This window comes from Streptomyces sp. NPDC054783 (assembly GCF_053611725.1).
On record NZ_JBSHAY010000059.1, the window covers coordinates 19,220 to 30,943 of the forward strand.

Below are 11,724 nucleotides of genomic sequence, written 5' to 3' on the forward strand. Positions count from 1 at the left end.
GGTGAACCCAAAAAGCCGCCACGGGATGATTTCGAAGTCCTGAAGGCTCCCAGGGGTAGCCGAGATACGCCTCGAAGGTGGTCGGGGGGTGTCGTTGACGAGCGGCGAACCAGGTGACAAGTAACCAGCAAGTAGCTTTCGATCCGAAGGTCACGTTGCGCCGGAGACCTCACCCAGCTCCTTGGCCCAGGTCTTGAGGACGGTCTCCTGGCCGGCACCCTGCTCCTCTACGTGCTGGATGATGACGTGGTCCAGAGAGGCGTACGTGCCGACCCACGCGGTGAACTTCCGCTCGCCGACCATGGACCTGTCCGCACTCGACAGCGGCGAAGACCCTTCGGCGATCGTGTTCGCCGGGGACTCCGCCGGTGGCGGCCTCACTGTCACAGCCTGCCTCGCCGCCCGCGACGCGGGCCTGCCCATGCCTGCCGCGATCGTGGCGTTTCCTTCCGGACTCGACGGGACCCGGACAGGCGAGGGCATGGACACCAAGGCGGGCATCGACCCGTTCTTCACGCGTGAGGGCACGGAACAGACCGGAGCCATGTATCGCGCGGGGCAGGACCCCCGCCAGCCCATGCTCAGCCCCGCCACCCTCGCCGACCTGACCGGCTTCCCCCCGATGCTTCTACAGGCGGGCACCAACGAAATGCTCCTGGACGACTCCACACGCATGGCCACGCGCGCGAGGGAAGCCGGAGTGGACGTCATCCTGGACATCACCGCTGACGTTCCACATGTCTTCCAGGCGTTCGCCGGCGTCCTGGACGAAGCCGACGAGGCACTGGACCGCGCCGCTCTCCTTCTCAGCCAGCACATCCGCACCAGGGACACGGCACACACGCCGGAAGGCTGAGCCGAACAAGCGGTCTCATGCGGACCACGGTCCGCACCCGGGCCCTGACCCACAGTAACCCCAGGCGCGCTTCCGCTTTGTGTGGGCGGGCGCAGCCACGCCGAGGGGGCTGTGTCGCTACACGTTCAGTCACCGCAGCCCAGGGACAGGCCATCACGCAGTGTTACGGGCCCTGGCTTCTCCTGCTCTGATTCGATGCCGACGGCCTTGTTTCAGGCTCCGGCCCTCACATCTCAGAAACATAGCGACATTCATCACAGACCGGAATTATTAAGCAAGGCGACAGGCCTCCCTTAATGTGGTCGGACATCAGGCTTAAACCGGATGTACCGGCCATCTCCATCGACAGCGGGGTCCGGGGCCGGGCGACGAAGCCCGCCGCCAGACCGACCCCCGGAGCACTTGGAGCGGCCGGTAGCCCCTGGGCGCTGGCGCACAGGGAAGTAAGTCACCAGCGGACCCCGACTGTGGATGCCGCCGTGCCGTCGACCGGCAGCGCGCCTGCGCTCAGCCCTGCCTCGACGTGACCAGTACCAGCACCGATTTGAGCACCGAGTGGTGCCGACGGAGGTAGATCTGTGGCGTTGGCCAGAATCAAAGCGGCGACGGCAACCGCCCTCACGGCGGCGATCGCAGGAGCCGTGATCACGGCGTGCGGGCACCACGCAGGCGGGCACACACCCCAGAGCTCGCCCAACAGCGTGACTCCCTCGACGACGCCGTCCTCTTCCAGGCCGCACTCGTCGTCCCAGGCGCCGTCACCCTCGTACGCTTCCCCGTCCGCGTCGGCATCCGGCCGCGCCGCAGGAGGAACGCGGTCCGACCGCAATGGAGCCTCCGCCGCGGTGCCGTCCGGGCCCGCTTCGCAATCGGGCTCGGCGAACACCTTCGGGCAACTGCCGAGCGCCCCGACGGGCTCCGACGCGCTGGTCGGCCACGGAGTGGAGGGCAGCGGCAAATCCGTAGCGCTCACCTTCGACGACGGCCCAGACCCGCGATGGACCCCGCAGGTACTCACACTCCTCGCTCAGCACCACGCGAAGGCCACCTTTTGCGAGATCGGGCCGCTCGCCCAGCGCTACCCATACCTGACCAAGGCGATCGTCGCGGACGGGGACCGGCTGTGCGACCACTCGGTCCATCATGACGAGCAGCAGAACCGCAAGTCGGTCGAGTACAACATCCACGAGATCACCGACGCCAAGCGCGAGATAGCCAACGCCGCGGGAAACGCCGTGAAGCTGATGTACTACCGGGCACCGGGCGGCGACTGGAGCCCGACGATCCGCGGGATAGCCGGCGCCAACCACCTGCAGTCGCTCGGCTGGAGCGACGACGCCAACGACTGGCGGCGCCCGGGTGTGGACGGCATCCTGCGCAACATCAACCAGGACTTGCGACCCGGCGCGATCATCTTGATGCACGACGGCGGCGGTGACCGTTCACAGACGGTGCAGGCACTCGCCCGTCTCCTCAACAAGCTGGACTCTCAAGGCTACGGCTACGGCTTCCCGGCCTGAGCCCGACGCCATCGGGATCCTGCAGTCGTCGAGCTCATGCGCTGACGGCTCGCCACGTTCTCGGCCGAGGGACTTCGTGGCGGTCCAGGAAGTCCTGGAATGCGGTCGGGGACCGGGGCGGAGTCGCTTCGCCCGGTCGGTGGCGGACGGCAAAGGCCCGGAAGCTGTGAAGGCTGTCCGTCAGCAGTGATTCAGAGGTCCTGACAAAGGCGTCGGACGTGTCTGTAGGTGATGAGACATGTGGTGAGCCCGAGGAAGGCCTCGTGGATGTCGTCCCGTCGCTCCCAGCGAATGTGCAGGCGACGGAAGCCGTGCAGCCAGGCGACTCGTTCGTTCGACGACATGCCGGAAGACGCCCAGGCCAGAGCCGTGTGGCTCGCCTCGCCTCGCGATCACGGGACGGATGCCGCGCTGCCACAACAGGCGCCGGCGCGCAGCGCGACGGCGAGGTCCTCCTGGTACGTGCCCACGCCGTCCCGCCCGCCGGACTGCTCGGCATCGCCACTGCGGCCACCTGTTTCGGGGTTGTGCTCGGCAGGCTCAGGGGTAGAGGCCGGCCCGGAAGGTGAACGAGACGAGTTGCGCTCGATCACGTGCGCCGACCTTCGTCATCGCCCGCACCGCATGCGTCTTCACGGTGAAGGGCGACACGGACATCTGGGCCGCGATCTCATCGTTGCCGAGACCGCTCGCGACGAGCACGACCACGTCCCGCTCCCTGGGTGTCAGAGCGTCGAAGCGTCGCAGCAGTTCCTGGTCGATCACCGGGGGCGGGTTGTCGGTCATGTGACCGATGAGCGCGGCCGTCGCGGCGGCCGACAGCGCACCGCCGCCGCCAACGACCTCGGTGATTCCGGCGACGAGTTCAGCGGGGCTCACTGTCTTGCTCAGGAAACCGTTGGCGCCTGCGCGAAGGGCGGCGAGAACGATGTCGTCCTGGTCAAAAGTGGTCAGCACGATGACCCGCATCTTTTCGGGTGGGTGCTCTTTGCGGATCCGGCGGGTGGCTTCGACACCGTCGATCCCTGGCATCCGAATGTCCATCAGGACCAAGTCGACGGGGTGGTCCCGGAGGAAGGGGACGACCTGGAGTCCATCGGAGAGATCACCCGCAACAACGAGACTTGGGTCGAGCCGGAGCATCGCTTTGATGCCGGCCCTTATCTCGTCCTGGTCGTCGACGATCAGAATCCGCGTCGTCATACGACGGCTCCCAGGGGACTGAACTCCGCATGGACCCGGAATCGCCCGTTGTCACTGTCGATCGTCAGCCGCCCGTTGGAGGACTCGACGCGTTCGCGCATCCCCACGAGTCCGAGTCGGCTGCCCGAGCCGGAGCCGCGCAGTGAGTGACCGACACGGTTCTCCACGGTGACGCAGATCCTGCCGTCGCGCTCGCGCACATCCACCGTGGCCGCCCCCTCTCCATGCCGGTAGGCATTCGTGAGTGCTTCCTGAACGACCCGGTAGACCGTCACGCCGACGCTGGGCTCCACGAAACCGGCGGGAATGTCGATCGAGGGCCGGACGTCGAGGCCGATGCTCTCGAAAGAGGCGAGAAGGCCTTCCAGGCCGCTGAGCGCCGGGGTCGGCCGAAGCGCCTCGTCGTCGGAGATGTCGTCTCCGAGGCGGAGAAGCGCGAGGATCCGTTGCGTTTCGACGACGACGGTGCGGGCGCTGGACCTGGCTGAGACGAGGGCCTGCCGGGAGGACTCGGCGTCTTCGGGCAGCCCGATCTCTGCGGCACCGAGATGCATGCTCAGCATCGCGACCTGGTGGCCGATGACGTCGTGGAGGTCCCGGGCGATGCGGAGTCGTTCCTCGGTCACCCGTCGGGTGGCTTCGATCTCGCGGGTGGCGATGGCGCTTTCGGCCCGTTCTTCCAGGGTGCGCCAGTGCTCTCGATGGATGCGCAGCGCGGCCCCTGTCGCACCTCCTGCTATGGCCGAGAAGAGTGCGGCGGCTCCCACGATCGCGCCGCCACGGAATCCTCCCAGTGTCATGAACGCACCCAGGAAGAACGCCGCCACGATGCCGGTCCCGGCCACCGGCTGCTTCCCTCTGAGGGTGACCGAGAACAGCACGAGCACCGCCATCATCCACACCGACAGGGGGTCGTGGCCCACCGCTGTCACGGCGAAGGACGCCCCGCTCGCCACGACCAGTCCTGCCCACGGCCTCCGCCATGACAGGGCGACACCACCACCGGCGAGGAGCACGGAGAGGGCCGTCGGCCAATCCGACCCTCGCAGGATCACTGCCACGATCTGGCCGGTGAACACCAGCGCGGCCACCGCATAGGCGACGAGGTGCAGCGCCTCGGGGCGGCGGACCCACAGGGGTGCCACGGGCCCGTCCTGATTGTTCTGCGCCTTGGCCATGGCCTAATTCTCGTCCACGCGTGCTGCGGCCGTGTACTTCGAATGATGTAGACGGCGAGCCCGGTCCGGGCGGTGGGGCGGGCAGAACTCATTCGATTCGAAGTGGGTGGCAGAACTACTTCGTTCGAAGTACACGGCCCCTCCCGAGGCCGCTGAGACTCCTCATCGAGGCGACCGTCTCACACCAACACGATCACAAAACGGGACGCCCGATGACTCAGACCACCGTGACTTCGAGCACGACCACGACCACGACGACTCCCTCCGGGCTCCGATCGCTCTACCTGATCCGAGTGGCCTTCTCCCTGATCTGGGTGGCACTCGTCATCACGACCTCCGCCTCGCTCGTGTCGACGGACAGGCCCACAGTGATCGCGGCCGTGCTGCTCGTGATCTACCCCCTGTGGGACGCCATCGCCACGCTCCTTGAACATCGCATGGCCGGCACCGGCTCCACGGACCGCGTCGGTACCACCAACGTGGCTCTCGGCCTCGCCACCACCGCCGGGATGATCGCCGCCGCCTTCTCCACCATCGGGACGGCCCTGCTGGTGTTCGGCATCTGGGCCCTCCTTTCCGGAGCGATCCAGCTCGTCGTGGCGATCCGGCGCCGACGCACCGTCGGTGCCCAGTGGCCCATGGCCATCAGCGGCGGACAGTCCGTCCTCGCCGGTGCCTCCTTCGCTGCCATGTCCGCCTCGGCGACGAGCAGCCTGTCCAGCATCGCCGGATACTCAGCCTTCGGTGCCTTCTGGTTCCTTGTCTCCGTCACCGCCCTGAGCATCCGCAGCCGACGCGAAAAGCGTTGACGACCGCCGTCGGACCCACCGCCTCTCCCGGAGGCGCGGTGCCTTTCGACCTGCTGATACGGCACCGCCCCAGAGGTACGGCCGAGGCCCGTTCATGGGCCCCTCGTGGTCAACTGCGGCTGGTCACGTTTCCGGTGTGTCGTACGGCGGCCTGGTAGCTGTCCAGGACGAGGCTGAGCTGGTCCATCTGCTGGGCGAAGCGCGCGGCGTGCAGGTCGGTGGTGTGGCCAGTGCCGGCGAGCAGACCGGTGACCGGGACGGAGGCCGGATCCAGGCAGGGGTTGAGGACGTTGTCGAGGCGGTCGCGAACCCGGGCGGCGTGGCGGCGCAGTTTCCCGTGAGCCGGTCGGCCTCGCGGGCGTTGTTCCGGACGAGGCAGGCCGGCTCGCCGAGCGCGGTACCGCGCCGCAGGCACTGGTCGGTCAGGCGTCGGTAGCCGTCCTCGCCGAGGAGTGTTCGTACCGACTGGGTGCCCGGTCCGGGGCTGATCTGCAGGTCGGGGGGCCGAGCCGTCTGGTGTGGGAGGCAGGTTGGTCGGGGCTGCGGTGCGCTGGATGTGACTGATGCGGTTGGTCATGGGTGGCGGGCCTTTCCTGTCTCGGTGATGTCCGGCCGCCGTCGACTGTGGCGACCTGCGTCTCACGGGCGCCGAAGCAGCGCGTCCAGCAGCAGTTCGCTGCTGCGGTAACTGCCGTCGTCGTTCAGGGTCCGGATGACGACGGTGCTCGGTCTGTCGGCGGAGAGCGTGCAGCTGTACTTGGTCGTAGCGGCGGTGATACCGGGCCGGAACACGGCGGTGATCCGCCCCAGCGCGTCGTACTGCGCCTCGGTGACGTAGCCGGCCTCGGTCGTCCGGGTCAGCATCACCCCGCGCAGCGCGTCGTAGGTCCGGCTGAGCGTCCGGCCCAGAGGGTCGGTGGAGACGATGGAGGTGGGTGCGGCGCCGGGGGTCGGGGTGTAGCTGGTCGTGCTGGTCCGCTGGTCGGCGTCGGTGCTGGTCAGCGGCCGTCCAAAAACCCGACCACCCGCTGGGCCGACCCCGCAGCCGGGGTCAGTGCGGGGCGGAGAGCCACTGGCTGAGCCAAGCGAACGCCGGCGGGTACTCCGCAGACCAGGTGTTGTAGTTGTGGCCGCCGTTCGGCAGGAACAGCGTGCGCACCGTGACCGGCGAGGACGCCGCGGCCGCCTGGAACTGCGTGATGTAGGAGGGCGGGCTGAGACGGTCCTCGCGTGAGGTGGCGAGGAACAGACTGACGTGGGACTTCGTGTGCCGAACCAGGTAGGTCGGGCTGTTGAGCCGGCGCACGTTCCGGTCCGGGAGGACGGACTCGTCGCCGGTCAGCGGGTCGGGGTCGAGAGCGGCGCCCGCACCGAAGACCTTCGGGTACTGCAGGGGCAGTTTCGCGGCGCAGAAGCCGCCGGTCGAGAAGCCCGTCACGCCCCAGCCATCGGCACCCCGCAGGGTGCGGAACTTGTGCCTGATCAGGTCCGGGACATCCACCGACATCCAGGTCGCGACCTTGCGGTTGGGCAGGTCGGTGCAGTCGGTGTCCACACTGCCCGGGTTGACCACGGGCATCACCAGGATGAAGGGGTGCACCTTGTTCTGCTTCAGCAGGTCCGAGAAAGCGCCCGGCATGCCGCCGTGCTCCAGCCAGGACTCCGGGGACCCGGGCACGCCGTGCAGCAGCATGACGACCGGGAACCGCTTGTTCTTGTAGGCCGGCTCGTCGTACTGCGGCGGCTTCCACACCAGCACCTGCCCGGACAGGGCGGACTTCTGGCCGTGGAAGTACGTGTCCAGGACACCGCCCTTGGTGCTGTGGTTGAACTTCGCGCGTTGCACCGGCGGCCCTGGCATCGCGACCGCGTTGGTGTTGTCCGTGTTGCCCATGAGGTCGTCCCAGGACGCATACAGCCCGTAGCTGTTGTTGATCCAGGTGGCCACGACGCTGATCGCGGTGAGCTGGCACAGGCCGATCATCACGGCGTGCGCCAGCCAACGCACCGGCCTGGGCCCGCGGATCCTGGCCCATAGGGCGATCGTGCCAACCATCGCCACGACCGTCGCGACGATGAGGGCGACGAAGAACGGCGTTCCGGTGAGGGACACACGACCACCTTTCTGGACCACTGAGCGAGAGTGAAGCGGGCGCTACCGGCTGTGGCGTCCGCAATGACTACGCATGCCGGCTGCTTGGCTAGAGGGGACCCCACGATCACCGGTTCCGTCCGACGGGACAGGACAAGGCAAGTGATCGTTAGAGGGCGGTGTGCACGAGCGACGGCAGCCTGCGGGGCCCGGGGTGCTCGCAGCACGGCCAGAGCCGGGCAGCCGGGCTTTCCGGCCGGGTCTGAAGGCGTGACCGCGGGCCCCCGGCCGTTGAGGCAGCGCCGTCGGCAGGGTCCGTCTCCGGAAGGTCCCGGGCCGACGGGATGCGCTCGCCCGGCGCCGCTGGGCCCGGGGCAGTCCAGGGCCTCGTCGTAGAGTTCGTCCAAGTTCGGGGTCTTCCCCTCGTGCACTTGCTCATCGGTGCGTTCGCGCAACGGCGGCGAGGGCGGCGGTGACGCGGACGAACACCGCGGCGGCGAGCGCGCGAGTACCCCGAACCGGCGAGTTCAGGACGGACGGTCTTGCCGGTCGGGCCCGCGGCTACGCGTGGGCGCTGATCACGCCGCCGTCGCTGAGCACGAGGTAGACGCGGTCGATCTCGACTCCGGCGTCGTGCCCGTTCGCGTCCAGCGTGGTGGACACACCGCCGGCGTCGCCGAGGATCCGCGCGCGGTAGTGGTCCTCACCGACCTTGGTGATCTTGGCCGTCCAGCCGCCCATGAGCTCGAAGGTGCCCGGGCCCTCGTGTCCGCCGCCCATCCAGGCCTGGACCCGGCCGTCGGGCGTGAGCACGATGAACATGTCGTTGGCGTCGAGCCCGGCGTCCCGGTGGTTCGCCTCCATCGTGCCCAGGACGTCGCCACGGTGGACGATTTTGAGCAGGTAGTGCTGGGCACCGAGCTTGTAGATCTCGGCCTTGCTGCCGTCGGGCAGGGGCTGGGTGCGGACAGGGGATGCCGCCTTGGGCCTGGCGGCAGGAGTGATGGTCCGGTGCACCGGGGTCGTCTGGGTCCGCATGCCGGTCTGGGCCCTGTCCCCGCCGGGCTTGGGCTTGTCCTCGCCTCCCTTGGCCCCGCCGAGCCCCCCACCGTCACCGGTGGAGGGGGAGACGGAGGCCTTCTTCTCCGACCCGGCGGCGGCGTTTTTGCCCCCGCTCTGGCAGGCGGTCAGCGACAGTGCCGCTGCTGCGGCGACGACCACCAGGCCGGCGAAACGGGCGGTACGGCGGGCACGATTCGTGGTCATGATGAAAACTCCCCCATGGACTGTCAGGACGCGGCGCCTCCCCCTGCTCCCGCAAGGCGACCGGCCGCATCGCTGTTTCGCTGCACCCCATGAGATGGCGCAGACGCGGGCGTCGTTCACCCGGGTCTGTCCGCATTCGGTAACAGGCACAGAGCGGTATCCGGGAGCGTGAAGTAGCGGGTGGCACGCTCGGCCAGGGTGCCGATGGCCGATCCGGGCGTGGATTGTGACGGGAGCCTCCCGGTGAAGCACCTCCCGGAACACCCGGCCCGCGTCGATAATGACCTTGTGCGCTCGCTAGTCAGGAATTCCATCCTGCCCCTGACGCTGGTCATCGTCGGGGCAGCCGCAGTGATGGGCGACGCCGCGGGGGAAACCCATGCGGACAGAAGCGGCGGACGCAGCGGTTTCGGCAAGTCCGGCGAGCCGGGCCAGTCCCAGCGGGACCAGGACCAGGACCTCCCCGCGACGGCGCCGGCCAAGGACGGCAACGCGTACACCCCCCGCAGGACCGAGGAGAACGCCCGGATCGGCGCGGTCTTCGAGAAGGACGACCAGGGCGCCCACTTCTGCACGGCGAGCGTGGTGCGGAGTCCGGGCCGGAACATGCTGATCACCGCGGCCCACTGCGTCTTCGACGCCGACTCCGGACAGCCGCTGAACGACCTGGTCTTCGCCCCCGGCTACCGCAGCGGCGACGAACCCACCGGCCTGTGGAAGGTCAGCAAGGTGGTCGTCGACGACCGCTGGGCCAAGTCGCAGGACGAGGACCTCGACGTCGCCTTCCTCGTCCTCGACCAGAAGGACGGCAAGGACATCCAGGACGTCCTGGGCGGCAACACTCTCGGTATAGATCGCGGCTTCGACAACAAGGTCAAGATCACCGGCTACCCCAGCAGCCGTGACACCCCGGTCTCGTGCCAGAACCGCGCCACGAAGTTCAGCGACACCCAGCTGCGCATACAGTGCACCGAACTCGAGGACGGGACCAGCGGCAGCCCCTGGATCGCCGGCTACGACCCCAAGAGCCACATCGGCACGGTCATCGGCGTCCTGGGCGGCCATGAGGGCGGCGGCGACCAGGACGATGTCTCCTACGCCGCGTACTTCGACGACGACATCGCCAAGCTCTACCGGCGCGCCCAGGACGAGGACTGAGCCCAGCTCATCCGCACCCCGCTCACGGCGAAAGGGCTGAAGCCGCGAAGCGTGCCGGGGAGGGGCTGGTAGGACTCCGTCAGGTCCTTGCCGAAAAATCATCCGCGTGGTGGAAGCCGGTATGCGGCGTGTCGCCCCTGGTCGCTTGCGGCGGAGCTCTCGCGCGGCTGGTGATCGCCGCGACAAGATGATCAGCCGTGCTGCTGCGACTGGACCATCTGAGTGTGACAAACGCGTTCGCCATGCTGCGCCTGCTGCCGGTGAGCGACCTGGAGAAGCACGTCGAGATCCTCGCCCCGCGCCACCAGATCACCGTTTTGGAGCGCCAACTAGTAAAGAAAAGGCTGCGGTTCGACCCGAGCGACCGGGCATTTCTGGCTGCTCTGCCGCATCAGCTCCCGATGGATGTGTTGCGTCGGTTGCGGCTGCTGGTGCGTCCCGACACAGTTGTGCGCCGGCATCGCGACCTGCTCACACGCCGCCATGCTGCCGCATCTCGACCCCAACGCCCGGGACGACCGCGGACCGTGCGCTCCATCCGCGCCCTCGTACTGCGTCTCGCGCGGGAGAATCCCGGCTGGGGGTATCGGCGCGTCCACGGTGAGCCGCTGGTCCTCGAAGTGAAGGTGGCCACCTCCACCGTATGGGGAATCTTGCGGGAGACCGGAATCGACCCGGCGCCCGAGCGCAGCACCAGCACATGGGCCGACCTCCTGCGCTCCCAGGCCGACGCCCTGTTGGCATGCGACTTCTTCGAGACGGTCACCCTGACCGGAGCGCGGCTGTACGGATTCGCGGTGATCGAGCACACCACTCGGCGGATCCGCATCCTGGGCGCCACCGCCCACCCGTCCGCGGCCTGGGTCGTGCAGGCCGCGAAGAATCTCGGCATGGACCTCGAGGACACCGGCTGCCCGGCGCGATTCCTGATCCGGGACCGGGACCGGAAGTTCCCCACCCTGTTCGACGCCATCCTCGCCGATGGGGGGATCGAAGTCGTGCTCAGCGGCATCCAGATGCCTCGAATGAACTCGGTCATGAAGAGATGGGTGCAGACCTGCCGACGCGAGCTCCTGGACCGCACCTTGATCTGGAACCGGCGGCATCTGATCCACGCTCTGCACGAGCTCGAGCAGTTCGCCAACTCCCACCGGCCGCACCAGGGCATCGCCAACGCCCGCCCACTGCGCCCCGTTCCCACGCCGATCGACGACCCGGAGCAGGTCGCCCGCCTCGACATACGACGACGCGATCGCCTCGGCGGCATCCTTCGCGAGTACGAACATGCCGCGTGACCTGCGCGGACGGAATTAACGGCAAGAGCAGGGACAGCGGGCCTCCCGCTCGCCCCTCTGCTGCTCGGCCGCGCGGCGCACCTGCTCCTTGTACTCCCGCTCACGGACTTCGCAATCGGCCTGTCGGTGGGCGTCGTGAGCTTCGCGGCGCGGGTTGCCTGCCTCCAGGAGCGTCTGGTTCTGCGGCCGGCCGGAGCGCCGGAAGACCGCTCCGGCCGGGCCGTGCTCCTAGGGCCCGGCTCAGTGAAGGCGCGGGACTGTAAATCGTTCGGTGTAACTCCCGATCATGGAAGATGCATCGATGACCAGTGAGAACGTGGCCAAGGACGAGGGTGTCGAGTCCGCAG

The 11,724-nt window shown here is 68.2% G+C and carries 12 protein-coding genes and 1 pseudogene; 5 read left to right on the forward strand and 8 right to left on the reverse strand.

Going from position 1 to position 11,724, the window contains the following annotated elements; translation table 11 throughout:
- Nucleotides 1-150 precede the first annotated feature (150 nt).
- Nucleotides 151-303, reverse strand: coding sequence for a hypothetical protein (locus ACWGJ5_RS44330; RefSeq protein WP_453315280.1), 153 nt, complete (start codon nt 301-303; stop codon nt 151-153).
- Here ACWGJ5_RS44330 and ACWGJ5_RS44335 point away from each other — a divergent pair.
- On the forward strand, nt 302-856 hold the full coding sequence (locus ACWGJ5_RS44335; RefSeq protein WP_453315281.1) for an alpha/beta hydrolase fold domain-containing protein: 555 nt from the start codon (nt 302-304) through the stop codon (nt 854-856). The two genes, ACWGJ5_RS44330 and ACWGJ5_RS44335, sit on opposite strands and share 2 nt — an antisense overlap.
- Nucleotides 857-1,701: 845 nt before the next feature.
- On the forward strand, nt 1,702-2,376 hold the full coding sequence (locus tag ACWGJ5_RS44340) for a polysaccharide deacetylase family protein (RefSeq protein ID WP_453315282.1): 675 nt from the start codon (nt 1,702-1,704) through the stop codon (nt 2,374-2,376).
- Between the two features lie 191 nt (nt 2,377-2,567).
- Here ACWGJ5_RS44340 and ACWGJ5_RS44345 read toward each other — a convergent pair.
- The 3 genes and pseudogenes from ACWGJ5_RS44345 to ACWGJ5_RS44355 all read right to left on the reverse strand — a co-directional run.
- Nucleotides 2,568-2,805, reverse strand: a pseudogene (locus ACWGJ5_RS44345) (IS5/IS1182 family transposase); the annotation flags it as partial.
- A 111-nt stretch (nt 2,806-2,916) separates the two neighbouring features.
- Entirely contained in the window at nt 2,917-3,579 is a 663-nt protein-coding gene (locus ACWGJ5_RS44350) for a response regulator transcription factor (protein WP_453315283.1), read from the reverse strand.
- A complete protein-coding gene (locus tag ACWGJ5_RS44355) occupies nt 3,576-4,757 on the reverse strand; it encodes a sensor histidine kinase (protein WP_453315284.1) in 1,182 nt (393 codons plus the stop codon). Before ACWGJ5_RS44355 ends, ACWGJ5_RS44350 begins: the two co-directional genes overlap by 4 nt.
- Before the next feature lie 212 nt (nt 4,758-4,969).
- Here ACWGJ5_RS44355 and ACWGJ5_RS44360 point away from each other — a divergent pair, with 212 nt between their 5' ends.
- Complete coding sequence (locus ACWGJ5_RS44360) at nt 4,970-5,566, forward strand: DUF308 domain-containing protein (RefSeq protein WP_453315285.1); 597 nt, start codon at nt 4,970-4,972, stop codon at nt 5,564-5,566.
- Between the two features lie 109 nt (nt 5,567-5,675).
- On the opposite strand, the gene ACWGJ5_RS44365 is transcribed toward ACWGJ5_RS44360, so the two are convergent.
- From ACWGJ5_RS44365 to ACWGJ5_RS44380, 4 genes are all read right to left on the reverse strand, one after another.
- Nucleotides 5,676-5,981, reverse strand: coding sequence for a hypothetical protein (locus tag ACWGJ5_RS44365; RefSeq protein WP_453315286.1), 306 nt, complete (start codon nt 5,979-5,981; stop codon nt 5,676-5,678).
- Nucleotides 5,982-6,205: 224 nt separating this feature from the next.
- On the reverse strand, nt 6,206-6,430 hold the full coding sequence (locus tag ACWGJ5_RS44370) for a hypothetical protein (RefSeq protein WP_453315287.1): 225 nt from the start codon (nt 6,428-6,430) through the stop codon (nt 6,206-6,208).
- A 187-nt stretch (nt 6,431-6,617) separates the two neighbouring features.
- Nucleotides 6,618-7,679, reverse strand: a complete 1,062-nt coding sequence (locus ACWGJ5_RS44375) for an alpha/beta hydrolase (protein WP_453315288.1) — start codon at nt 7,677-7,679, stop codon at nt 6,618-6,620.
- Nucleotides 7,680-8,219: 540 nt separating this feature from the next.
- A complete protein-coding gene (locus ACWGJ5_RS44380; RefSeq protein WP_453315289.1) occupies nt 8,220-8,924 on the reverse strand; it encodes a hypothetical protein in 705 nt (234 codons plus the stop codon).
- Between the two features lie 288 nt (nt 8,925-9,212).
- Here ACWGJ5_RS44380 and ACWGJ5_RS44385 point away from each other — a divergent pair, with 288 nt between their 5' ends.
- Both ACWGJ5_RS44385 and ACWGJ5_RS44390 read left to right on the forward strand, forming a co-directional pair.
- Nucleotides 9,213-10,082: a trypsin-like serine peptidase gene (locus tag ACWGJ5_RS44385; RefSeq protein WP_453315290.1), complete on the forward strand. Its 870-nt coding sequence runs from the start codon at nt 9,213-9,215 to the stop codon at nt 10,080-10,082.
- A 197-nt stretch (nt 10,083-10,279) separates the two neighbouring features.
- Entirely contained in the window at nt 10,280-11,377 is a 1,098-nt protein-coding gene (locus tag ACWGJ5_RS44390; protein ID WP_453315291.1) for an integrase, read from the forward strand.
- Nucleotides 11,378-11,724: the final 347 nt, after the last annotated feature.